Annotated in this window: 22 protein-coding genes; 20 read left to right on the forward strand and 2 right to left on the reverse strand. The window is 71.4% G+C overall.

The window, feature by feature from the left end; genetic code table 11:
* Nucleotides 1-11 precede the first annotated feature (11 nt).
* Nucleotides 12-2,006 carry a TIGR03960 family B12-binding radical SAM protein gene (locus KDB89_RS04960; protein WP_219083746.1) on the forward strand — a complete coding sequence of 665 codons (1,995 nt, stop codon included), beginning with the start codon at nt 12-14 and terminating at the stop codon, nt 2,004-2,006.
* Here the strand turns inward: KDB89_RS04960 and KDB89_RS04965 are convergent.
* Together KDB89_RS04965 and KDB89_RS04970 are read right to left on the reverse strand one after the other, a co-directional pair.
* Nucleotides 1,970-2,710, reverse strand: a complete 741-nt coding sequence (locus KDB89_RS04965) for an alpha/beta fold hydrolase (RefSeq protein WP_219083747.1) — start codon at nt 2,708-2,710, stop codon at nt 1,970-1,972. The two genes, KDB89_RS04960 and KDB89_RS04965, sit on opposite strands and share 37 nt — an antisense overlap.
* Complete coding sequence (locus tag KDB89_RS04970) at nt 2,707-3,894, reverse strand: MFS transporter (protein WP_255556222.1); 1,188 nt, start codon at nt 3,892-3,894, stop codon at nt 2,707-2,709. The genes KDB89_RS04965 and KDB89_RS04970 overlap by 4 nt, the downstream gene beginning before the upstream one ends.
* Before the next feature lie 85 nt (nt 3,895-3,979).
* Between KDB89_RS04970 and KDB89_RS04975 the strand changes: the two genes are divergently transcribed.
* The 19 genes from KDB89_RS04975 (at nt 3,980) to KDB89_RS05065 (ending at nt 23,471) form a co-directional block, all read left to right on the forward strand.
* Nucleotides 3,980-4,678: a TIGR03936 family radical SAM-associated protein gene (locus KDB89_RS04975; RefSeq protein WP_255556223.1), complete on the forward strand. Its 699-nt coding sequence runs from the start codon at nt 3,980-3,982 to the stop codon at nt 4,676-4,678.
* Between the two features lie 217 nt (nt 4,679-4,895).
* Nucleotides 4,896-7,649 (forward strand): Rne/Rng family ribonuclease, encoded by a 2,754-nt coding sequence (locus KDB89_RS04980; RefSeq protein ID WP_219083750.1) that lies wholly within the window; start codon nt 4,896-4,898, stop codon nt 7,647-7,649.
* 122 nt (nt 7,650-7,771) lie between these two features.
* Nucleotides 7,772-7,957, forward strand: coding sequence for a 50S ribosomal protein L28 (gene rpmB / locus KDB89_RS04985; RefSeq protein WP_219083751.1), 186 nt, complete (start codon nt 7,772-7,774; stop codon nt 7,955-7,957).
* A 130-nt stretch (nt 7,958-8,087) separates the two neighbouring features.
* Nucleotides 8,088-10,313: an ATP-dependent DNA helicase RecG gene (locus KDB89_RS04990; RefSeq protein ID WP_219083752.1), complete on the forward strand. Its 2,226-nt coding sequence runs from the start codon at nt 8,088-8,090 to the stop codon at nt 10,311-10,313.
* Nucleotides 10,310-10,885 carry a 16S rRNA (guanine(966)-N(2))-methyltransferase RsmD gene (gene rsmD, locus KDB89_RS04995; protein ID WP_219083753.1) on the forward strand — a complete coding sequence of 192 codons (576 nt, stop codon included), beginning with the start codon at nt 10,310-10,312 and terminating at the stop codon, nt 10,883-10,885. Before KDB89_RS04990 ends, rsmD begins: the two co-directional genes overlap by 4 nt.
* A 33-nt stretch (nt 10,886-10,918) precedes the next feature.
* Nucleotides 10,919-11,395 carry a pantetheine-phosphate adenylyltransferase gene (gene coaD, locus KDB89_RS05000; protein ID WP_219083754.1) on the forward strand — a complete coding sequence of 159 codons (477 nt, stop codon included), beginning with the start codon at nt 10,919-10,921 and terminating at the stop codon, nt 11,393-11,395.
* A gap of 94 nt (nt 11,396-11,489) precedes the next feature.
* A complete protein-coding gene (locus tag KDB89_RS05005; RefSeq protein ID WP_439654869.1) occupies nt 11,490-12,038 on the forward strand; it encodes a YceD family protein in 549 nt (182 codons plus the stop codon).
* 29 nt (nt 12,039-12,067) lie between these two features.
* Nucleotides 12,068-12,259, forward strand: coding sequence for a 50S ribosomal protein L32 (gene rpmF / locus KDB89_RS05010; RefSeq protein ID WP_219083756.1), 192 nt, complete (start codon nt 12,068-12,070; stop codon nt 12,257-12,259).
* A 23-nt stretch (nt 12,260-12,282) separates the two neighbouring features.
* Complete coding sequence (gene rnc, locus KDB89_RS05015) at nt 12,283-12,963, forward strand: ribonuclease III (RefSeq protein WP_219083757.1); 681 nt, start codon at nt 12,283-12,285, stop codon at nt 12,961-12,963.
* Nucleotides 12,956-13,795, forward strand: a complete 840-nt coding sequence (mutM, locus tag KDB89_RS05020) for a bifunctional DNA-formamidopyrimidine glycosylase/DNA-(apurinic or apyrimidinic site) lyase (RefSeq protein ID WP_219083758.1) — start codon at nt 12,956-12,958, stop codon at nt 13,793-13,795. The genes rnc and mutM overlap by 8 nt, the downstream gene beginning before the upstream one ends.
* On the forward strand, nt 13,792-14,316 hold the full coding sequence (locus KDB89_RS05025; protein WP_255556234.1) for a GtrA family protein: 525 nt from the start codon (nt 13,792-13,794) through the stop codon (nt 14,314-14,316). The genes mutM and KDB89_RS05025 overlap by 4 nt, the downstream gene beginning before the upstream one ends.
* Nucleotides 14,317-14,350: 34 nt before the next feature.
* Nucleotides 14,351-17,881 (forward strand): chromosome segregation protein SMC, encoded by a 3,531-nt coding sequence (smc, locus tag KDB89_RS05030; RefSeq protein ID WP_219083759.1) that lies wholly within the window; start codon nt 14,351-14,353, stop codon nt 17,879-17,881.
* A gap of 113 nt (nt 17,882-17,994) precedes the next feature.
* Complete coding sequence (locus tag KDB89_RS05035; RefSeq protein WP_219083760.1) at nt 17,995-18,219, forward strand: hypothetical protein; 225 nt, start codon at nt 17,995-17,997, stop codon at nt 18,217-18,219.
* A 56-nt stretch (nt 18,220-18,275) separates the two neighbouring features.
* Nucleotides 18,276-19,475 carry a signal recognition particle-docking protein FtsY gene (gene ftsY, locus KDB89_RS05040; RefSeq protein WP_219084207.1) on the forward strand — a complete coding sequence of 400 codons (1,200 nt, stop codon included), beginning with the start codon at nt 18,276-18,278 and terminating at the stop codon, nt 19,473-19,475.
* A gap of 75 nt (nt 19,476-19,550) precedes the next feature.
* The gene (ffh, locus tag KDB89_RS05045; RefSeq protein ID WP_219083761.1) at nt 19,551-21,083 is read left to right on the forward strand and encodes a signal recognition particle protein; all 1,533 of its coding nucleotides are present in this window, start codon (nt 19,551-19,553) and stop codon (nt 21,081-21,083) included.
* 41 nt (nt 21,084-21,124) lie between these two features.
* Entirely contained in the window at nt 21,125-22,198 is a 1,074-nt protein-coding gene (locus KDB89_RS05050; RefSeq protein WP_219083762.1) for an amidohydrolase family protein, read from the forward strand.
* 29 nt (nt 22,199-22,227) lie between these two features.
* Nucleotides 22,228-22,572, forward strand: coding sequence for a metallopeptidase family protein (locus tag KDB89_RS05055; protein WP_219083763.1), 345 nt, complete (start codon nt 22,228-22,230; stop codon nt 22,570-22,572).
* Between the two features lie 189 nt (nt 22,573-22,761).
* Entirely contained in the window at nt 22,762-23,220 is a 459-nt protein-coding gene (gene rpsP, locus KDB89_RS05060) for a 30S ribosomal protein S16 (RefSeq protein WP_219083764.1), read from the forward strand.
* 2 nt (nt 23,221-23,222) lie between these two features.
* On the forward strand, nt 23,223-23,471 hold the full coding sequence (locus KDB89_RS05065; protein ID WP_219083765.1) for an RNA-binding protein: 249 nt from the start codon (nt 23,223-23,225) through the stop codon (nt 23,469-23,471).
* Nucleotides 23,472-23,545: the final 74 nt, after the last annotated feature.

Here is a 23,545-nt window from a genome sequence, read left to right on the forward strand (position 1 = left end):
TTGTCCGCGCTATGACTGACACCCCCACCCGCCCCACGCACTCCACCTTCGACGCGCTGGAGCCTCTGCTCGCGCGTGTCAGCAAGCCGATCCAGTACGTCGGAGGCGAGCACAACAGCGTCGTCAAGGACTGGGACGCCACCCAGGTCCGCTGGTGCCTCGCGTACCCCGACGCCTACGAGGTCGGCCAGCCCAACCAGGGCGTCGCCATCCTCTACGAGGTGCTCAACGAGCGCGACTGGATCCTCGCCGAGCGCACCTACGCCGTGTGGCCGGACATGGAGAAGGAGCTGCGCGAGGCGCGCGTCAGCCAGTTCACGCTCGACGCGCACCGCCCCGTCGGGATCTTCGACGTGCTGGGCGTGTCATTCTCCACCGAGTTGGGCTACACCAACCTGCTGAGCATCCTCGACCTGTCGGGGATCCCGCTGCACTCCGAGGACCGCGGCGACGGGCACCCGATCGTGGTGGCCGGCGGGCACGCGGCCTTCAACCCGGAGCCCATCTCCGACTTCATCGACGTGGCGGTGCTCGGCGACGGCGAGGAGGCCTCGCTGCTGATCTCCGACATCGTCCGCGAATGGAAGGAGGACGGCTGCGAGGGCGGCCGCGACGGACTGTTGATGCGGCTGGCGTTGACCGGCTCCTTCTACGTCCCCCGGTTCTACGACGTGGACTACCTCGACGACGGCCGCATCCAGCGGGTCGCGCCGAACCGGCCCGGCGTGCCGTTCCAGGTCCGCAAGCACACGCTGATGGACCTGGACCTCTGGCCGTACCCGAAGAAGCCCATCGTGCCGATGGCGGAGACGGTGCACGAGCGCTACTCCGTCGAGATCTTCCGCGGCTGCACCCGCGGCTGCCGCTTCTGCCAGGCCGGCATGATCACCCGCCCCGTCCGCGAGCGCAACATCGAGACCATCGGCGCCATGGTCGCCAGTGGCCTGAAGGCCACCGGGCTGGAGGAGATCGGCCTGCTGTCGCTCAGCTCGGCCGACCACTCCGAGATCGCCGAGGTCACGAAAGAGTTGGCCGACCGCTACGAGGGCAGCAACGTGTCCCTCTCCCTGCCGTCCACCCGCGTCGACGCCTTCAACATCGACCTGGCGAACGAGCTCAGCCGCAACGGCCGCCGCTCCGGCCTGACCTTCGCCCCCGAGGGCGGCTCGGAGCGCATGCGCAAGGTCATCAACAAGATGGTCAGCGAGGACGATCTGATCGACACGGTCGCCGCCGCGTTCTCGTCGGGCTGGCGCCAGGTCAAGCTCTATTTCATGTGCGGGCTGCCGACCGAGACCGACGAGGACGTGCTGGCCATCGCGAAGATGGCCACCCGCGTCATCGACACCGGTCGCAAGGCCGCCGGCACGCGCGACGTCCGCTGCACCATCTCCATCGGCGGCTTCGTGCCGAAGGCCCACACCCCGTTCCAGTGGGCGGGCCAGGCGACGGCCGAGACGATCGACCACCGTCTGCAGATCCTCCGCGACGCGATCCGCGAGGACCGCAACTACGGCAAGGCCATCGGCATGCGCTACCACGACGGCAAGCCCGGCGTGATCGAGGGCCTGCTTTCCCGCGGCGACCGCCGCATCGGCCGCGTCATCGAGCGGGTGTGGCGCGAGGGCGGCAAGTTCGACGGCTGGAGCGAGCACTTCAGCTTCGAGCGCTGGACGAATGCGGCGGCCGAGGAGCTCGCGCCCTTCGGCGTCGACCTGGCCTGGTACACCACCCGCGAGCGGGGCTACGAGGAGGTCCTGCCCTGGGACCACCTCGACGCCGGCCTCGACCGCGACTGGATGTGGGAGGACTGGCAGGACGCCCTCGACGGCCGCGAGGTCGAGGACTGCCGGTGGACCCCCTGCTACGACTGCGGCGTGTGCCCGCAGATGGACACCGAGATCCAGATCGGCCCCACCGGCCGCACGCTGCTGCCGCTCACCGTCGTGAAGCCGGACCTCTCGGCCGGTCAGAGCCCCGCGAGGAAGCCCTCGACGGCGGCGTAGTACGCCTCGGGCCGGTCGCGGCGCACGCAGTGGCCCGCGCCCGGCACCTCGGTGACCCGCACGAGGTCGCCGGGGATCAGGTCCGGATCCGGGGCCATCGGTCCGTCGACGGGCACCAGGACGAGGGTGGGCGTGGTCAGCCGGTCGAAAAGGCCCGTCTCCCAGCCCATCCGGCCGAGCGTCAGCCCGCCCGCGAGGTAGCCGAGGTCGACGCGCTCCTTCGACTTGGCCCAGGCCAGCAGCTCCGGTCCGCTCCACGTGGACTCCGCGGCCTGCCGGGCGATCGCCGCGCCAGGGTTGGCGACGACCGATTCCACGAAGGGGAGGAACTCCGTGTCCTCGCCGGGTCGCGGTTTCGCGGGATCCTCCAGCACCAGCGCCCGGACCTTCTCCGGCACCCGGAGGGCGGCGCGGGCGGCCATCAGGCCGCCGAGCGAGTGCCCGACCAGCACGACGGGGGAGTCCTGCTCCTCCAGCACGGCGACGAGGTCGTCCTCCAGGATCTCCGCGGTGCGGGACAGCTCGTCGGGCCGGAAGCGCGGCGAGGCGCCGTGGCCGCGCTGGTCGACGGCCAGCAGCCGCCAGTGGCGGCCCCAGCGTTCGACGGCGTCCGGCCAGGCCGTGCCGTCGTCCGAGAGTCCGTGCACGAGGATCATCGTCGGCGCGTCGTCGCGGCCGAACGTGTGGACGGTGAGTTCGCTCATGCGCCCCAACGTAGCTGGTCCTCGATGACGATCGGCCGGCAGGCGTAGAGCCCGGCGATCACCATGGGGATGCAGAGTGCCAACTGCAGGCCGATCGGCGCGACCCAGCCCCCGGTGACCTGGTGCAGGATGCCGAAGGACAGCGGCCCGACAGTCGCGATGGCGTAGCCGACGGCCTGCGCGAAGCCGCTCAGCGCGGCGGTCGCGGCCGGGGTGGTGGCGCGGGTGCCGAACAGCGCCAGGATCAGCGGGAACGACGTGGTGCCGAGCGCCAGGAATACCGCCCACAGCCAGGGGACTGTCGTCGGCGCGCTCAGCAGCCCGACGTAGCCCACCACCAGGAAGCACATGATGACCAGGAAGAGTCGCCCGGGGTTCCTGGCGCGCGCCACGTAGGCCGGGATGAGGAACGCCGGGATCACGCCGACGCCCGTGGCGATGCCGAGCATCAGCCCGGCCTCGACCTCGCTCAGGCCCGCGCCGCGGTAGACCGACGGCAGCCACCCGAAGATCGAGTAGGCCTGCGCCGACTGGATGCCGAAGAACACCGCCATGGCCCAGCCGAGCGGCGTGCGGGCCACGCGGGCCAGCGACACCGGCTTCCCCGTCGACCCGGTCGCGGAGCGCCCGCGCAACAGCAGCGGCAGCCAGCACAGCAGGGCGAGGGCGGCGGCCACGATGCCCGCCGACAGGGCGGCACGCCAGCCGCCCAGCGCGTTCGCCAGCGGCACCGTCACGCTGCTCGCGGCGGTCAGGCCCAGCGACAGGGTGAGCGAGTAGAGCGACGTCGCCAGCGCGATCCGGTCAGGGTAGTGCAGGCGCACCAGCGTCGGCATCAGTACGTTGGCCAGCGCCATGCCTGCCAGCGCCAGCATCGACCAGCCGAGGAAGAGCGTCCCCGAGGGGGCCAGCACGCGCCCCGTCTGGCCCACGATGAGGGCCACCAGCGCGAGCGCGATCGTCCACGACAGGCCGAGCCGCTGGGAGATCCACGGCGCGGTGGCGCCGAAGACGGCGAAGCAGATGGTCGGCAGCGACGTGAGCAGCCCGGCGGTGGCGCCGCTGAGGCCGAGGTCGACGGTGATCTCGGTCAGCACCGGGCCGATCGAGGAGGCGACCGGGCGCAGGTTGAAGGCCAACGCCAGGATCGCCACCAGGGGCCACCACCGTCTGAGCCAGGTCATCGTCTCGGGTCTCTTCTCGTCGGGGGAAGGGGAACCACGTCACCCTATCCTCGTCGTCGGGCAGCGCCCAGTTACACTTCACGCCGTGGGAAATCGACAGCCGCCGGTCCAGCAGGCCCCGCCTGCACAGAAGCTCCGCCTCCGCTACGCCAAGCGCGGGCCCGGCCGGTTCACGTCTCACCGCGACTTCGGGCGCGCCCTCGAGCGTGCCCTCCGGCGCGCCGAGATCCCGATGGCCTACTCGTCCGGCTTCAACCCGCATCCCCGCATCTCCTACGCCAACGCAGCGCCCACGTCCGCCGCGTCGGAGGCCGAGTACGTCGAGCTGGGGCTGAGGGAGGTCTGCGACCCGGCGAAGATCATCGCGGCCCTCAACGAGGTGCTCCCCACGGGGTTCGTCGTGCTGGCCGCGACCGACGCTGTCAAGGCTTCCCTCGGCGACCTCCTGCAGGCCTCCGACTGGGTGCTGAAGGTCGCCGGGGCCGAGCCCGGCGTGCTCGCCGGGGCCGTGGCAGGGCTCCTGGCGCGGGACGAGTTCCCCGTCGAGCGCATGACGAAGAACGGCCTGCGCAGCTTCGACGTGCGGTCGGCCATCATCTCGCTCGAGGCGACGGACGACGAGACGCTCCGGCTCCGCTCGATCCATCAGACGCCGCTGGTGCGGCCCGACGACGTCATGACGGCGCTCAGGATGATCGACGACCGGGTGCCGCAGCAGGCCCTGCTGACCCGCCTGGTGCAGGGGCCGCTCCGCGACGGGGAGATCGGCGACCCGCTCAGCTGACGGGTGAAATCCGCGGACCCGCCGGGCGCAGATGGCGCCTTTTTGGTGACCTGTGAGAGAATGACCCGTAGGTCAGGGCACCTCCCGGTGCCACCAGGGGCGGCGGGAACCGCACCGCGGCAAGCGTGCCGCGACTCTTCACCCGCTCCGGTCGACCGTCAGTCTTAGCGCACAGCCCGCTGTGCCAGGTCCGCGCGTTCGCGCGTTAAGGAGCCGCATGCTCGACACGGAAAACGGTCCGGAAAACACAACACCGACCACCCCCACCCGTCGCCGCAGGGCAGCCGCCCGCCCGGCCGGGGCCCCCGTCAAGGTCGAGGCCCCCGCCCAGCCAGAGGTCACCGTGCAGCCCGAGATCGCGCAGGCCGAGGTCCCGGCACAGCCCGAGGCCCCCGCGGTCGAGGCGTCCGCCGCGGCCCCCGAGGAGGACCTCACCCCGAAGCGTCGCCGCGCCAGCACCCGGGTCGCCGAGCCCGCCGGCCGCCGTCGTCGCGTGCAGGTCGCCGACGAGACCCCTGCCGCAGATCAGGCCGAGGCCCCCGCGGACACGGCGCCCGAGGCCCCGGCCGACGACGCCCCCGCCGAGCCCGTGAAGAAGCCCGCGCGTCGTCGCGCCACCCGCCAGAGCGCCCCCGCCGAGAAGGCGCCTGCACCGGAAACCCCCGCCGCCGTCGAGGCGCCGGCCCCCGAGGTCGTGGCCGAGCCTGTCGTGGAGGAGGCCCCCGCTGTCGTCGCCGAGCCCGCGGAGACGAAGCCGGCCCGTCGCCGTCGCGCCGCTTCCCGCCCCGCCGCGGCCCCGGAGCCCGCCGCGGCCCCGGAGCCCGTCGAGGCACCCGCCGTCGACGAGGCCGCCGCGGCGCCCGAGGCCGCCGTCACCCCGGAGCCCGAGGTCGCCCCCGAGCCGGTGCCCGAGGCCGAACCCACCCGCGAGGCGCCCCGCGCCCGGCGTCGCCGCGCGGCGCGACCCGCCGCAGCCCCCGAGCCCGCCTCCGACGCGGACGAGTCCGATCCCATCGGCGCCGCGCTGCGCGAGGCCGAGAAGCTCGCCGAGGCGCGCAAGGCCGTGCTCGCCGACCCGTTCATGACGGCCGAGGCCCGCGCGGCCGAGCTGGCCGCGCTCGCCGGGGCCATCGCCGGCGACGACGATGAGGACGAGGACGAGGAGGCCGCCGAGGCCGACACCGACGAGGAGTCCACGGACGCCGAGGAGGCGGATGACTCCGAGGAGAACGAGGACGAGGACGCCGACGCCGAGGAGTCGGACGCGCGCCCGTCGCGCCGTCGCCGCCGCCGTGGCGGCCGCCGTCGCCGCCGCTCCGACTCCCGCGACGACAGCGAGGGCGAGCAGGGCGACGACGCGGACGAGAACGGCGAGTCCTCCGACGAGCAGGGCGCCGACACCGACGCCGAGGGCGAGCCCGACGGCGAGGCCGAGTCTTCCGATGAGGGCGGCTCGACCACGCGTCGCCGTCGCCGCCGTCGCCGTCGTGGCGAGGGTGAGTCCCACGGCACCGGCGACGACGAGATCACCGGCATCGAGGGATCGACCCGCATGGAGGCCAAGCGGCAGCGCCGCAAGGAGTCCCGCGCCGCCGGCCGACGCCGCGCCCCGATCCTCAGCGAGGCCGAGTTCCTGGCCCGACGCGAGTCCGTCGACCGTCGCCTCCTCATCCGCCAGAAGGAGGAGTACACCCAGCTGGCGGTCATCGAGGACGACATCCTGGTGGAGCACTACGTCGACAAGGCGTCTGCCACGTCGCTGATCGGCAACATCTACCTCGGCAAGGTGCAGAACGTGCTGCCGAGCATGGAGGCCGCCTTCATCGACATCGGCCGCGGCCGTAACGCCGTGCTGTACGCGGGCGAGGTCGACTGGGCCTCCTTCAACGTCTCCGGCGAGGACCGCAAGGTCGAGAAGGTCCTCAAGTCCGGCCAGAGCGTCCTCGTGCAGGTCACGAAGGACCCCGTCGGCGCGAAGGGTGCCCGCCTCACGGCGCACATCTCCCTGCCCGGCCGCTACATCGTCTACTCGCCGGGCGGCCACCTGTCCGGCATCTCCCGCAAGCTGCCCGACACCGAGCGCCACCGCCTGCGCACGGTGCTCGGCAACCTGATCTCCGACGAGGAGTCCGTGATCGTGCGGACGGCCGCCGAGGGCGTCAGCGAGGACGAGCTGGTACGCGACGTCAACCGGCTCAAGGCCCAGTGGGAGGTCATCGAGAAGAAGTCCAAGCAGGGCGGCGCCCCGGAGGCCCTCTACTCGGAGCCCGACCTCACCCTGCGGATCGTCCGTGACCTGTTCACGGAGGACTTCGGGCACCTGATCGTCCAGGGCAACGGCTCGCAGGAGGACTCCTACGAGGCCATCGCCGCCTACGTGGACCATGTCGCCCCGCACCTGAAGGACCGCCTCGAGCAGTTCGAGGTCGGCGACGACGGCCGCGACCTGTTCGCGCAGTACAAGGTCGACGACCAGATCGCCAAGGCGCTCGACCGCAAGGTCTACCTCCCGTCGGGCGGCTCGCTGGTCATCGACCGCACCGAGGCCATGACCGTCATCGACGTCAACACCGGCCGCTTCACCGGCTCGGCTGGCAATCTCGAGGCCACCGTCACCTCCAACAACCTGGAGGCGGCCGAGGAGATCGTCCGACAGCTGAGGCTCCGCGACATCGGCGGCATCATCGTGATCGACTTCATCGACATGGTGCTCCCGAGCAACCGTGACCTGCTGCTGCGTCGTCTCGTCGAGTGCCTCGGCCGCGACCGGACCCGCCACCAGGTCGCCGAGGTCACGAGCCTCGGTCTGGTCCAGCTGACCCGCAAGAAGATCGGCACGGGGCTGGCGGAGGCCTTCACCGAGCCGTGCGAGCACTGCCACGGGGCCGGGTACCTGCGCTTCGACGAGCCCGTCGACTCGCAGGCCCCCGCAGACGGTGGCGAGCGCAAGCCCCGTCGCCGCAGGAAGTGAGCGTCGCGCCCGGTTTGGTCCAGACCGGCCGGGCGCGTTAGAATCTACAGGTTGCCTTCTCCGGAGGGCGCCGAATCCAATCCAGGCCGTGGCCTGGGCACGAGCAAATCAAGGAGAATCCAGTGGCTGCCAAGTGTGACGTTTGCGCCAAGGGACCCGGCTTCGGTCACAACGTGCCTTGGTCGAAGAAGAAGACCAACCGCCGCTGGAACCCGAACATTCAGCGCGTGCGCGCCGTCGTGAACGGTGCGCCGCAGCGCCTCAACGTGTGCACCTCCTGCCTGAAGGCCGGCAAGGTCTCTCGCTGAGCACCAGGTTCTGAGGAACTGGCGGTCCGCTTCTGCGGGCCGCCAGTTTCGTGTCGTGTGCCCTTGTCAGGTGGCCGGGCCTCGGGGCCTTCGCTGTGGGTCCGTCGGCGGGGGTCGGTAAGGTCGTGTCATGGCGAACTGGCGCACCCCGATCTACCGCGAGCTGTCGCGCAGGCTCGCCGACGTGCTGGGGGGCAGGACAGCGACCGCGTTCGCCAAGCTCGGCATCGTCACGGTCGACGATCTGGTCCGGCACGTCCCGCGTCGCTACATCTCCGGCACCGGGATGAGCGACTTCGCCAATCTCCGCCCAGGCGATGAGGCCGCCGTCATCGCGGAGGTCCGGCGGTCCGCGGTGGGTCCCGGCCGACTGGCGGCGTCCATCGGGGACGGATCCGGTCGGACGCTGTCACTCACGTTCTTCGCCAAGAACGTCCACCACCTCAACCACTGGAAGCTGCTGCTGGACCCCGGCAAGCGCGGCATCTTCGTCGGGAAGGTGGGGGAGTTCAAGGGAGAACTCCAGCTGACGAACCCCGATTTCGTCATGCTGGACGGTGTCCGCACCGGGGGCGGAAAGCGCAGGGGAGAGAACGAGAAGCAGCGCCTCGGCCGCGAGTCGCGTGAAGCGATGTCGCGGGCCGTCCAGCGCGCCACGATGATCGGCCTCTACCCCGCGACGAAGGCGCTGCCCACCTGGAGCATCGCCGAGTCCATCGAGCTCGTGCTGCCCATGCTCGAGGGCGACACGCTGCCAGGGTGGGTCGTGGACGCGGCGGGCGTGCTGCCGTTCGAGGAGGCGCTCACCGCCGTGCACGAGCCCACCTCGGAGGCGCAGGCCTCGGTCGGCGTCGATCGGCTCCGCTTCGACGAGGCCTTCGGCATCCAGCTCGCCATGGCCGCGCGGCGCCGAGAGCTCGCCAAGGACCCGGCGACACCCCGGCCGCGCCGCGCGGGCGGCCTGCTCGACGCCTTCGACGCGGCCCTGCCCTTTGTGCTCACCGCCGGGCAGCAGGAGATCGGGGAGACCATCTTCGGCGAGTTGGCGCGGTCGGTGCCGATGAACCGGCTGCTGCAGGGAGAGGTGGGCTCCGGCAAGACGGTCGTGGCGCTGCGCGGCATGCTCAATGTCGTGGACAACGGAGGTCAGGCCGTCCTGCTGGCCCCGACGGAGGTGCTCGCCAAGCAGCACCACCGCTCCATCTCGGCGCTGATGGGGGACCTGGCCGAGGGCGGGCAGCTCGGCGCGCCCGAGGCGGCCACCGGCGTGGTCCTGCTCACCGGATCGCGGTCGAGCGCCATCAAGCGAGAGACGCTCGCCTCGATCGCGAGCGGCGAGGCCGGGATCGTCGTGGGAACGCATGCGCTGCTCAGCGACCCCGTCGAGTTCGACGACCTCGGCCTGGTGGTCGTCGACGAGCAGCACCGCTTCGGCGTGGAGCAGCGGGCCGCACTGGCGGCCAAGGCCAGGCAGCGCCCGCACACGCTGATCATGACGGCCACCCCCATCCCCAGGTCGATCGCCATGACAGTGTTCGGTGACCTCGAGGTCTCCGAGTTGCGCGAGCTGCCGCGCGGGCGCAAGCCGATCCAGACGGTCTTCGTCAACATGCTGACTCATCCCGCGTGGGTGCCGCGGGCCTGGGAACGGATCCGCGAGGAGATCGCCGCAGGGCGGCAGGCGTTCATCGTCTGCCCGGCCATCACCGGCACGCAGCTGGAGGGCGGCGGGAAGGCCGACGACCAGCGCGCACTGGCCGCCGTCGAGGAACTCGCCCCGCAGCTGGCCTCCGGGCCGCTCCGCGGGCTGAAGATCGGCATGGTGCACGGGAAGCAGGCGGTCGCGGAGCGGGACGACACCATGGCCGCCTTCGTGGCGGGCGAGGTCGACGTGCTCGTGGCCACCACCGTGATCGAGGTCGGCGTCGACGTGCCGAACGCCTCCATGATGGTCGTGCTCGACGCCGACCGGTTCGGCCTGAGCCAGCTGCACCAGCTCCGCGGTCGCGTGGGCCGCGGCGAGCACCCGGGGCTCTGCCTGCTGCTGGCCCCCGTCGCCGACAACGAGCACGCGCTCGCCAGGCTGGAGGCCATGGCCACGACCACCGACGGCTTCGAGCTGGCCGACCTCGACCTGACGCTGCGCCGCGAGGGCAATGTGCTGGGGGAGGCGCAGAGCGGGGCAGGGACGCTGAAGCTGCTGCGGGCACTGGAGAACGCCGACGTCATCGGCGAGGCCAAGGTGCTCGCCGAACGCGTGATCTCCGACGAGCGGGCGGCCACCGACCCGCTGCTCACGGACCTGATGACCAAGGCCGAGCTGATGGCCGCCGGAGAGTGGATGGAGAAGTCGTGAGCCGCATCATCGCCGGCCGAGCCAAGGGCCGCCGCCTGGCCGCGCCCAAGGGGGCCAACACCCGTCCCACCACCGACCGCACCCGCGAGGCCCTGTTCTCGGCTCTCGCCAGTTGGTTCGACGCCGCCGACGCCGCCGCCGAGGAGCAACTCGCCGGCTACTCGATGCTCGACCTGTTCGCGGGCACCGGCGCCGTCGGTCTCGAGGCGGCCAGCCGTGGCGCGTCGCCCGTGGTGCTCGTCGAGGCCGACCGACCCACCGCGAAGCTCATCGCGGCCAACGCCGCGTCGGCCGGGCTGCAGGCCGACGTCCGGACCGGTAAGGCCGAGACGTTCGCCGCCGCCCCCGGGCGCTCCTTCGACCTGATCTTCATCGACCCTCCCTACGCGGTGCCCACCGAGCAGGTCGAGGCGCTGCTCGCCCAGCTGGCCGACGGCGCCGTGGCCCCCCGCGGGCTGGTGGTCGTCGAGCGGTCGGTGCGCGACCGTGAGCCCGCCTGGCCGCCGGCCTTCACCGAGACCTGGCGCCGCGACTACGGCGAGACCTGCCTGCTGTTCGGCACGGTCGACTAGGTTGTCGCACACACGGCCAACCCAAGGAGAGACGTGAAGGTACTGGTCCCAGGCTCCTTCGACCCCATCACCGTCGGGCACCTCGACATCGTGAGGCGAGCCCATGCCCTGTTCGGCGAGGTCCTGGTCGCCATCGGCAACAACTCGACGAAGGACTACATGTTCACGTTCGAGGAGCGGGTCGGGCTCGTCCACGGGGCCACCGCGGACCTTTCAGGGATCACGGTCGAGGCCATGGACGGCCTGCTCGTCGACTTCTGCCGGGACCGCGGGATCCCGGCGGTGGTGAAGGGGCTGCGCTTCGGCGCCGACTTCGATTTCGAGCTGCAGATGGCGCACATGAACGTCGAGATGGGCGACATCGAGACCGTGCTGCTGCCCGCGGCGCGTGACCACGCGACCCTCAGCTCCACCATCATCCGGCAGGTCATCCGGCTGGGCGGCGACGTGTCGCGCTACGTGCCGCAGAACGTGGCGGACGCTCTGGCGGTGAAGTTCCCGCGCTCCTGACCCGCGCCTCCGGATTTGGTCCCCGTCGGGCCCCGGGGTAAGGTAGGTCGTCGGTCATGACGATGTCATGGACGGTCAAGGAAGGGGAATAGCCGTGTCGCCCACGCATGCCCAACCGGATCGCCGCTCGCCCCTCGTTTTCGAGGTGCACGAGCTGGGACGCCGGGCTGGGGCCATGAAGAGGATCGACGCGACGGTTCCCGCTCCTGCCGAACTTGTCGTCGGAGTGATCGGAGTGCCGGAGGGTTCCGACATCGAGCTTGAACTCACGCTCCAGTCGGTCACCGAAGGTGTCCTGGTGTCGGGGACGGCGACCGCGCAGCTGCGCGGCCAGTGCTCCCGCTGCCTGACGGGTATCGAGGGAACGGATTCCTTCGACATCCAGGAGCTCTACTTCTACCCCGGCAACGAGGTGGACGAGGAGGAGAGTCTCGTCGTCGACGAGACGATCGACCTCGAGGAGGTCCTGCGGGACACCGTGGTGCTCGAGTTGCCGTTCACCCCCTTGTGCGAGGATGATTGTCTGGGCCTGTGCCCGGACTGCGGCTTCAACCGCAACCTCGACCCCACGCACACGCATGGTGACCGCATCGACCCCCGGTGGTCGAAGCTCACCGGGCTGACCGGGGACACCCCCAACTGACTTTTTGTCTGTAGACCAAGGAGAAGATCGTGGCCGTTCCGAAGCGGAAGATGTCGCGCAGCAACACCCGTTCGCGTCGGGCCCAGTGGAAGACGACCGTGGTTCCCACCGTCGTGTGCGCCAACCCGGCGTGCCGTGAGCCCCACCTTCAGCACACCGCGTGCCCGAGCTGCGGCCAGTACGGTCCGCGTGGCGCGCGTCGTCAGGTCCTCGAGGCCTGAGTCGAGTCCCGCGAGTCACGCGGGTGAGTCGACTGCTTGACAGACTGCAGGAGCTGGGCATCGAGGTCGATGCCCAGCTCTTTGAGCTGTCCTTCACGCACCGGAGCTACGCCTACGAGCACCCCGGCCTCGCGTCCAACGAGCGGCTGGAGTTCCTCGGCGACGCCGTGCTGGAGATCGTCGTCACCGAGCACATCTTCCGCACCTACCCAGAGCTCCCCGAGGGACACCTGGCCAAGCTCAGGGCAAGTGTCGTGAGCTCCGTCGCGCTCGCTGAGGTGGCCAGGTCGCTCGACCTGGGCGGCCACATCCTGCTCGGCAAGGGCGAGATCGCCACGCACGGCAACACCAAGACCTCGATCCTGGCCGACACGATGGAGGCCGTCATCGGCGCCATCCACATCTCGGCCGGCTCCGCGGCGGCGTCGCGGTTCATCCACGCGACCTTCGACGACCTCATCGCCGCCTCCGAGGCGGCCGGCGACTACGCCGACTACAAGACGGTCCTGCAGGAGATCTGCGCCGCCCGCGGCTGGGACCTGCCCCGCTACGACGTCGTGGGCGAGGGCCCCGACCACGAGCGCACCTTCACCGCGGTGGTCGTCGTCGACGCCCGCGAGATGGGCACCGGCACGGCCGGGAGCAAGAAGCGCGCCGAACAGATCGCTGCACGGATTGCCGTGAAGGATCTGGGCGTTGCCTGAACTGCCCGAGGTGGAGGTCGTCAGGCGGGGGCTGACAGCGCACGTGCAGGGGCGCACCCTCGAGCGCGTGACGGTCCTCCACCCGCGGCCCGTCCGCAGCCACCCCTTCGGCGCCGACGGCTTCGCCGCTGACCTGGGCGGCCGCACGGTCGACGCGGTCCACCGCCGCGGCAAGTACCTGTGGCTCTCCCTGGCCGACGACGCGCTGGTCATCCATCTCGGCATGAGCGGCCAGTTCCGCGTCAACGCGCCGTCGGACCCGCTGCAACGCAACACCCGCGTCACCTTCCTCCTCGACGACGGCTCCGAGCTCCGCTTCGTCGACCAGCGCATGTTCGGCGGCCTCGAGTGGCGCCCCGGCCTGGCCTCCTCCCCGGTCCCGCACATCGCCGCGGACCCCTTCGATCCCGGCTTCGACGCCGCGGCCGTCGCCGCGCGGATGCGTGGCCGACGCACGACGGTCAAGCGCGCCCTGCTCGACCAGGGGTTGGTCAGCGGCATCGGCAACATCTACGCCGACGAGACGCTCTGGCGCACGGCCACGCACTTCGAACTGCCGACCGGCGAGCTCGGGCCACGCCGCGCGGTGACTCTGCTGACCACCGCCCGCGACGTCATGGCCGACGCGCTGGCCGAGGGCGGCACCTCCTTCGACTCCCTCTACGTCAACGTCAACGGCGAGTCCGGGTACTTCTCCCGGTCGCTGGAGGCGTACGGCCGGGAGGGGCAGCCATGCAGCCGCTGCGGGACGCCGATCGTGCGCCGCAGCTTCATGAACCGCAGCTCGTACCTCTGCCCGAGATGCCAGCGTGCTCCGAAGGGAACCAGATGACCGAGCTCTACCAGCGCTACCGCCACTCGATGCGGCAGTTCGTGAAGTTCGCGGTCGTCGGTGGCACCGGCGTGCTCGTCAACATGCTGGTGGCGGTCGTGATGAACCGCCTCAACGGCGGCTCCGCCAACGCGCAGAACATCGTCTGGGCCATCCCCGGCACCCCGTTCAACATCCGCTTCACGGCCCTGGTCTGGATCGGCGGGTTCCTGGTCGCCAACCTCTACAACTTCCAGCTCAACCGCTGGTGGACCTTCAAGTCCGCAGCCGCAGCGGGGTGGTGGAAGGAGTTCTGGCCCTTCCTCGCCGTCGGCAGCGCCGCCGCAGCCGTCGGTCTGGTGATCAAGATCGCGCTGACCAACCCGAGCAGCCCCGTCTTCCTGCCCGAGCCGTGGTTCCACGAGGAGGCGGGCATCCACTCCCGCGAGTACTGGTCGCAGCTGATCGCCATCGTCATCACCATGCCCATCAACTTCGTCGTGAACAAGCTCTGGACCTTCCGCTCCGTGCGCCGCGCCTGACCCTCGAACCGGACGCCACTAGGCTGAACGCGCCATGTATCTGAAGAAGCTCACACTGCGCGGGTTCAAGTCGTTCGCCTCCGCGACGACTCTCGTCTTCGAGCCCGGGATCACGTGCGTCGTCGGCCCGAACGGGTCGGGCAAGTCCAACGTGGTCGACGCGCTGAGCTGGGTCATGGGGGAGCAGGGCGCCAAGAGCCTGCGCGGCGGCAAGATGGAGGACGTCATCTTCGCCGGCACCAGCAGGCGGGCGCCGCTCGGCCGCGCCGAGGTTGAGCTGACCATCGACAACTCGGACGGGGCGCTGCCGATCGAGTACACCGAGGTCACCATCACCCGCACGATGTTCCGCAGCGGGGGATCCGAGTACGCCATCAACGGCGCCTCAGCCCGACTCCTCGACGTGCAGGAGCTGCTCAGCGACTCCGGCATCGGCCGCGAGATGCACGTGATCGTCGGCCAGGGCCAGCTCGACGCGATCCTGCAGGCGACCCCGGAGTCGCGCCGCGGGTTCATCGAGGAGGCCGCGGGGGTCCTCAAGCACCGCAAACGCAAGGAGAAGGCGCTGCGGAAGCTGGAGGCGACCCGCCAGAATCTCGACCGCCTTCAGGACCTGGTCGCGGAACTCCAGCGCCAGCTGGGGCCGCTCGGGAGGCAGGCGCAGACGGCCCGTCGCGCCGCCGTCATCCAGGCCGAGCTCCGCGACTCGAAGGCGCGGCTACTGGCCGACGACCTCGCCGCCGCCCGCCGGGAGCTGACCGCCGAACTCGCCGACGAGGCGGCCGCGAACGAGGCCCGCGTCGCCGCCGAGAGCGCGGTGACCGCGGCGCAGGCCGATGAGGAGGCAGCCGAGCGGAGGCTGCGCGCCGCCGCCCAGGACTTCGACGCCGCCCAGGAGCAGTGGTACACGCTGGCCGCGCTGCGTGAGCGGGTCGCGACGACGGTGTCGATCTCCGCCGAGCGCATGCGCGCCCGCGACAACCAGCCGACCCTCGACGTGGGTGGCCGCGACCCGGAGGCCCTCGAACGCGAGGCGGCGGAGTTCCGACGCCGCGAGGAGGAGCTCCGCGAGCGCGGTGCCGAGGCCGAGGAGGCGCTCGCCGCCGCCACGTCGGCCCGCAACGAGGCCGAACGCGTGCACGCGTTCGCCGAGCAGGCCTACGGCGCCGCACTGCGGGCCATCGCCGACCGGCGCGAGGGCCTCGCACGCCTGAACGGCAGGCTCGCCAGCGTCACCTCCCGCATCGGGGCCTCCGAGGAGGAGGTCGCCCGGCTTGTCGCCCGGCGCGAGGAGGCGCTCGCCCGCACCGCCGCGGCGGCGGCCCAGTATCACGCGGGGGAGGCGGAGCTCGCGGGGCTCGGCGCCTCCGAGACGGACCTGGACGCCGTCTTCGAGAGCTCCGCCTCCGCCGTGGACGCGGCCGAGGCCGAGGCGGCGTCGGTAGCGGAGCGGGCGGCCGACAACTCGCGGACCCGCGCCGCGCTCGGCGCGCGCGTCGACGCGCTCACCCTGATGGCGGAGCGCAGGGACGGCTCTGCCGACCTGCTCGGCTCCGGACGGCCGGAGGTGGTCGGTCGCCTCAGCGACCTGCTGACGGTCGAACCGGGCTGGGAGTCGGCCGTCGACGCCGCCCTGCGCGGGGCGACGGAGGCCGTCGTCGTTGCGGGGCTCGACGGGGCGCTCGCCGCCACCGCGCATCTCGCCGACGCCGATCCCGGGCCGCTCGTCATCGCCGACGCGCCGCTCACCCGGCCCGGCGCGGGCGCCCGGTCCGCCCGCGCGCTCGTCGACGGCCCGGCCGAGCTCGACGGCGCACTCGACGCGCTGCTCGGCGCCTGCGTCGCCGTGGAGACCCTCGCGGAGGCCGCGGACCTCGTCGCCGGCGATCCGACGCTCAGCGCTGTCACCCGCGCGGGCGAGTGGGTGTCTGCCTGGCTCGTCACGGGCGGCGCGTCCTCAGCGCCCTCGCTGCTGGAGGTGCAGGCGCAGCTGGCCGAGGCGCGGCACGAACTCGCCGAGGCCGTCGCCGAGGGCGAGCGGCTGCGGTTCGCCGCAGAGCAGGCCGGGGACTGCGTCGCCGAGGCCCGGGCGGGGCACGACGCGGCGCTGTCCGCGCTGAACGAGTCGGACGCGCGGCTGGCCGCCATCACGGACCGGCTGGGCGCGGCCAGGCAGGCGCAGGCCGCCGCCATCCGCGAGGCCGAGAGGCTGGCCGAGGCCATCGAGGCCGCCGTCGCCACCCGGGCCGCCGACGAGGCCCAGCGCGACGAGCTGGCCGCACGGCTCGCCGCGGCCGGGGCCGAGGACGAGGCCGCCGAACCCGACCCCGCGGACCGCGACTCGAAGGCCGCCGAGGCCCGGGCCGCCAGGCAGACCGACATGGACGCGCGGCTGGCCGTCCGGTCGCTCGAGGAACAGCTCAAGGCCGTCGCGGGCCGTGCCGACGGCCTGCTCCGAGCGGCGCAGCACGAGCGCCAGTCGCGGGCAAAGGCCCAGGCCAGGGCCGAACAGCTCCGCCGCGAGGCCGAGGTCGCCGCCGTCGTCAACGCCGCAGCCGCCCAGCTTGCCGAGCACGTCGACGCCGCCCGACGCCGGGCCACTGCGGAGCGGGACGCCGCCGACACCGCCCGCCGCGAGGCCGAGGCGGGCACCACGGCCGCGCGGCACCGCGCGAAGGCGGCCGCCGCCCGACTCGAGGAGATCGTCCGCGGTGCGCACCGCGACGAGATGGTCCGCATCGAGCTGCGCATGCGCGTCGAGCAACTCTCCGAGAAGGCGCTCGGCGAGCTCGGCCTCGAGCCCGACGATCTCGTCGCCCAGTACGGCACGACCGAGCCCGTCCCCGTCCTGACGAGGCCCGACGGATCGGCGTTGACCGACGACGACGAGGTCCCGGCCCCCGTGCCCTACGACAGGGCCGCCCAGAGCACCCGCCTGCGCTCCGCAGAACGCAGCCTCGCGGCCCTCGGCCGGGTCAACCCGCTCGCGCTCGAGGAGTTCGACGCGATGACGGCCCGACACCGCTTCCTCGCGGAACAGCTCGACGACCTGAAGCAGACCCGCAGCGACCTGCTCGGCATCGTCGAGGAGGTCGACCGTCGGGTGCAGGAGGTGTTCGAGGCGGCCTACCGCGACGTCGAACGGAGCTTCGTTGACGTCTTCTCGCGGCTCTTTCCCGGCGGCGAGGGGAAGCTGGTGCTCACCGAGCCGGGGGACTGGCTCACCACCGGCGTCGACGTGGAGGCCCGGCCCGCCGGCAAGCAGGTCAAGAGGCTCTCCCTGCTGTCGGGTGGCGAGCGCTCGCTGGTGGCCGTGGCCTTCCTCGTCGCGCTGTTCATCGCGAGGCCCAGCCCGTTCTACATCCTCGACGAGGTGGAGGCGGCCCTCGACGACGCCAACCTCGGCCGCCTGCTCGGCATCTACGAGGAGCTCCGCGCGAACTCCCAGCTGCTGATCATCACGCATCAGAAGCGCACCATGGAGATCGCGGACTCGCTCTACGGCGTCACCATGCGAGGAGACGGCATCTCCACCGTCGTCAGCCAGCGGTTGCACTCCGAGTGACGAAATGTGCGACGACGGTCTCGAAAGCGGAGCGCCGCGCGCAGTGACCACGGCCGATCGGCACCCGGCTGGCACACTGGAGGTGCTTCCGCTTCTCCTGAAAGGCGACGGTCATGCCGTTTCCCTACGTCCTCGCGATCCTCGCTGCCGTGCTGCTGGCCGGCGCCGTCGTGGCTGTCGTGGCCATTGCCTCCGGCAAGCTCCAGACCAACCGCCCCCGGCTCCAGCAGTTTGCCGAGCGCACCGAGGAGGTCCTCGAGGGTCAGGGCGACATGCCGCGGTTCCTCGAGCGGCTCGACGACCTCGGGGACCAGGACTCCCGACCCCGCGTGGGCTGAGAATCGGGGGCCAGCTCCACAGACACTAGGATGGCGGCGTGTGGATCTTCTGGGTAATGCTCGCCGTCGTCTCAGTCGCGCTGATCGTGGGCGGCATCGTCGTCCACCGCGAGCAGCGCAGGCAGGAGCTCGAGGGCTCATCCCGCGGTGAGCTGACGCCGACCGCGGACGACGAGCCTGTGGTCGTGGCCCCCACCGTCGAGACGCCCGCCGTCCCGGCGCCCGAGCTCGTCGCGCCCGCGGAGCCGGTCACCCCGACCTCCCCCGACGTGGTCGTCGAGCCCGAGGCCGAGGCCGAGCCTGAGACTCCCGCCCTCGAGACCCCGGAGGCGCCCGTCAGCCGCTGGGCGCGCCTGCGTCGTCGGCTGGCCGGCAGCAACAACGCGCTGGCCAGGGCCCTGTCCGACCTGCTGAGCGTCGACCGCCTCGACGCGGACGTGTGGGACGACTTCGAGTCGACGCTCATCACCTCCGACCTGGGCGTCGGACCCGCCACCGAGCTCACCGAGGCGCTCCGCTCGCAGCTGGCGATCGACGGCGTCGCCGACCCGGAGCGCGCCCGCGAGATCCTGCGCGCCGAACTCATCAAGCTCGTCGACCCCACGCTCGACCGTTCCCTCAACCTGACCCCGGCGGCCGAGGGCGACCCCGCCGTCGTGATGGTCGTCGGCGTCAACGGCACCGGCAAGACCACCACCGTCGGCAAGCTTGCCCGCGTGCTCGTCGCGGAGGGGAAGACGGTCGTGCTCGGCGCGGCCGACACCTTCCGCGCCGCCGCCGCCGAGCAGCTCGCCACCTGGGGCGAGCGCGTCGGCGTCGAGACCGTCCGCAGCGACGTCGACGGGGCCGACCCCGCCTCCGTCGCCTTCGACGCGGTCGCGAAGGGCGCCGCCGACGGCACCGATGTCGTCCTGGTCGACACCGCCGGTCGCCTGCACACCAAGACCGGCCTGATGGACGAGCTCGGCAAGGTCAAGCGCGTCATCGAGAAGAAGGCGCCAGTCACCGAGGTGCTGCTCGTCCTCGACGCGACCACCGGCCAGAACGGCATGACGCAGGCCCGCATCTTCGCCGAGGTGGTCGACGTCACCGGCATCGTGCTGACCAAGCTCGACGGCTCCGCCAAGGGCGGCATCGTCGTGCAGGTGCAGCGCGAGCTCGGCGTCCCCGTCAAGCTCGTCGGGCTCGGCGAGGGCGTCGACGACCTCGCGCCCTTCGACGCCGAGGGATTCGTCGCAGGCATCCTCGGGGAGTGAGGTCGGCGGAGCCTTCCGCCGCCTCCTCAACTATCCTTTCCGCGTAGCACCTCCCATCCACGAAGGACTCCCCACGTGTTCGACACTCTGCAGGACCGGCTCTCGACGGTGTTCAAGGGGCTCCGCTCCAAGGGGCGGCTGACCGAGGCCGACCTCGACGCCACGATGCGCGAGATCCGCATCGCGCTGCTCGAGGCAGACGTCAACCTCGGCGTGGTCAAGGAGTTCGTCGCGGCGGTCAAGGAACGCTCGCTCGGCGCGGAGCTCTCCAAGGCGCTCAACCCGTCGCAGCAGATCATCAAGATCGTCAACGAGGAGCTCGTCTCCATCCTGGGCGGCGAGGCCCGCACCATCCGCTTCGCGAAGCGGCCCCCGACGGTCATCATGCTCGCCGGCCTGCAGGGCGCGGGTAAGACGACGCTGGCCGGCAAGCTCGCCAAGTGGTTGGCCGGCTCGCAGCACTCCCCGCTGCTGGTGGCCGCCGACCTGCAGCGCCCCAACGCCGTCAACCAGCTGCAGATCGTCGGCCAGCGCGCCGGCGTGCAGGTCTTCGCGCCCGAACCCGGCAACGGCGTCGGCGACCCCGTCGACGTGGCCCGTCGGGCCATCGAGCACGCCCGCACCAAGCTGCACGACGTCGTGATCGTCGACACCGCGGGCCGGCTGGGCGTCGACGCCGAGCTGATGCAGCAGGCCGCCGACATCAAGGCCGCCGTCAACCCCGACGAGACCCTGTTCGTCGTCGACGCGATGATCGGCCAGGACGCCGTCAACACCGCCAAGGCCTTCGACGAGGGCGTCGGCATCGACGGCGTCGTGCTGACCAAGCTCGACGGCGACGCCCGCGGCGGCGCGGCCCTGTCGATCGCCCGCGTGCTCGGCAAGCCGATCATGTTCGCGAGCAACGGCGAGGCGCTGGCCGACTTCGACATGTTCCACCCCGACCGGATGGCCTCGCGCATCCTCGGGATGGGCGACGTCCTCACCCTGATCGAGCAGGCGGAGAAGACCTTCGACGCCGAGCAGTCGCGCGCCGCTGCCGAGAAGCTGATGGGCCGGGGCAAGTTCGGCCTGCAGGACTTCCTCTCGCAGATGCAGCAGCTGCGCAAGATGGGCCCGATGAGCAAGATCCTCGGCATGCTGCCGGGCGCCGGGCAGTTCAAGGACGCCATCAACGAGATCGACGAGAAGGAGATCGACCGCGTCGAGGCGATCATCTACTCGATGACGCCCAAGGAGCGCGACGACGTCTCGATCCTCAACGGCTCGCGCCGCGCCCGCATCGCCAAGGGCGCCGGCGTGCAGGTCTCGGACGTCAACAAGCTGGTCACGCGCTTCGTCGAGGCCCGCAAGATGATGGAGTCCATGGCCGGCGGCGGCATGCCCGGCATGCCCGGGATGCCCGGCATGGGCAGGACCCGCGGGGCCAGCGCAACGAAGAAGGCCCCCGGCAAGGCCCGCAAGGGCAAGAAGGCCCGTCCCGCGAAGGGTCGCCAGCTCCCGCAGCAGCGCCCGCAGGCCGCCCCCGAGGCGCCGCAGAGCATGGACGACTTCCAGCTGCCGCCGGATCTGGCGAAGATGTTCGAGCAGAACAAGCCCAAGTTCTAGCCGGAGACGGCGCGCCGCCGGGCGGCGCTAGTGTGGCACCCATGAGCAATGCGCTGCACATCGACGGAGTTGTCCTTCCCGACGGCGAACGACGGGAACTGTGGATCGCCGACGGCGTCATCTCCCCGGAGCCGGTCGCCGGCGCCGAGACCGTCGCGACGGGCTGCTGGGTCGTGCCGGGACTCGTCGACGCGCACTGCCACATCGGCCTCGGACCCGACGGCGCCGTGACCGACGAGGTCGCGGCGCAGCAGGCGCAGGACGACCTGATGTCCGGCACCATGCTGATCCGCGACGCCGGGTCCGCCTCCGACACCCGGTGGCTGCAGGGCCGCGCGGAGCAGCCGCGCCTCATCCGAGCCGGCCGCCACATCGCAAGGCCGAAGCGCTACATCCGCAACCTGGCCGCGGAGGTCGAGCCCGCCGAGCTGGTCGCAGAGGTCCGCCGCCAGGCGCGCGCCGGCGACGGCTGGGTCAAGCTCGTCGGCGACTGGATCGACCGTTCGGTCGGCGACCTGACACCCCTGTGGCCCGCAGACGTCGCCGAGCAGGCCATCGCCGCCGCGCACGAGGAGGGCGCGCGCGTCACGGCCCACTGCTTCGCCGAGCAGTCCGTCGCGGAACTCGTCGCCGCGGGTATCGACTGCATCGAGCACGGCACCGGCATGTCGGACGAGGTCATCGCGCAGATGGCCGCGCGCGGCACTGCGCTGGTCCCCACCATGATCAACCTGGACCGCTTCCCCATCTACGCCGCTCCCGCCGAGGCGCGGTTCCCGACGTACTTCGCGCACATGCACCACCTCTACGACCGCCGCCAAGAGACCATCGGCAAGGCCGTCGACGCGGGCATCACCGTCTTCTCCGGCACGGACGCGGGCACCGTCGTGCGGCACGGCAGGGTCCGCGACGAGATCGACGAGCTCTCGAAGATCGCCGGCAACGAGTACGCGCTGGGAGCGGCCAGCTGGAACGCCCGGCCCTGGCTCGGCGCCGACATCCTCACCGACGGTGCGAGCGCGGACCTCATCGTGCTGGACGCCGACCCCCGCGAGGACCTGACGACGCTGCGCCGCCCAGTCGCGCTGATCCTGCGCGGCAGGCGCGTCGCCTGAGCCTGCGGCCGCCTGGGTACCCTTGCCGGATGGACATCACCGCCGACGCCTTCGAGGCACTCGTCGAGGAGGCGCTGGGCCAGCTGCCCGAGCGCCTCACCGACGGCCTCGACAACCTCATCTTCGTCATCGAGGACGAGCCGGAGGACGGCTCGGACACGCTCGGCTGGTACGAGGGCACCGCGCTGACCGAACGTGACCAGTACGGGTTCGGACAGCTGCCCGACCGCGTCGTGCTGTTCCGCGGGCCGCTCACCCGCATGTGTACCGACGAGGACCACCTCTACGACGAGATCTGGGTCACCCTGCTCCACGAGCTCGGGCACTACCACGGCATCGAGGAGGACGCGCTGCACGACCTGGGCTGGGGCTGATCCCTGACCACGGCGTTTGGGGGAGCGGGGCGGAATCTGGCACAATGTCGGGTGCAGCTTTTTGTCCGCGCCCTCTCACGTGGACTCAAGGCCCCACAGGTTTGCGTGGAGTGTGCCCCACACGCGAAGCGCGTCCATCCGGCTCGCCTGCCCAGCAGGCACTTTGAGTAAACAGGAGAAACCACACTCGTGGCTACCAAGATTCGTCTGAAGCGTCTCGGCAAGATTCGCTCGCCCCACTACCGCATCATCGTGATCGACTCCCGCGCGAAGCGCGACGGTCAGGCCATCGAGGAGATCGGTCTGTACCACCCGAAGAACGATCCCAGCGTGATCCGCGTCGACTCCGAGCGCGCCCAGTACTGGCTGTCCGTCGGCGCCCAGCCGACCGAGGCCGTCGTCGCGATCCTCAAGCGGACCGGTGACTGGCAGAAGTTCTCCGGCGACACCACGCCGTCGGGCGTCGACCCGCAGCCCGAGCGTCGCGACCGCGAGGCCGAGTTCGCCAAGGCCCTGGCCGAGGACGCCGGCGCCACCGCCCCGGCCATCTCCAAGGCCAAGAAGAAGGCCGACGAGGACGCTGCCAAGAAGGCCTCAGAGGCCGTTGCCGAGGACGCCTCCGCTGAGGCTCCCGCCGAGGGCGAGTGACCATGCTTGCCGACGCCCTTGAGCACCTCGTCGCGGGGATCGTGTCGAACCCCGACGACGTGAACGTCAAGGACAAGGACCTGCGTCGCGGCCGGCTGCTCGAGGTGCGCGTGCACCCCGACGATGTCGGCAAGGTGATCGGCCGCCAGGGCCGCACCGCCCAGGCGCTGCGCACGGTCATCGGCGCGCTGGCCGGCAAGGAGAGCGTCCGCGTGGACTTCGTCGACGTGGACCGTCCCCGCCGCCGCTGAGCACACCACACGTCGACGCCGACCGGAGGGGCTTTCGAGCCTGATCCGGTCGGCGTCGCCGCATTCCCCCGACT

The organism is Tessaracoccus palaemonis (assembly GCF_019316905.1).
Lineage (GTDB): Bacteria > Actinomycetota > Actinomycetes > Propionibacteriales > Propionibacteriaceae > Arachnia > Arachnia palaemonis.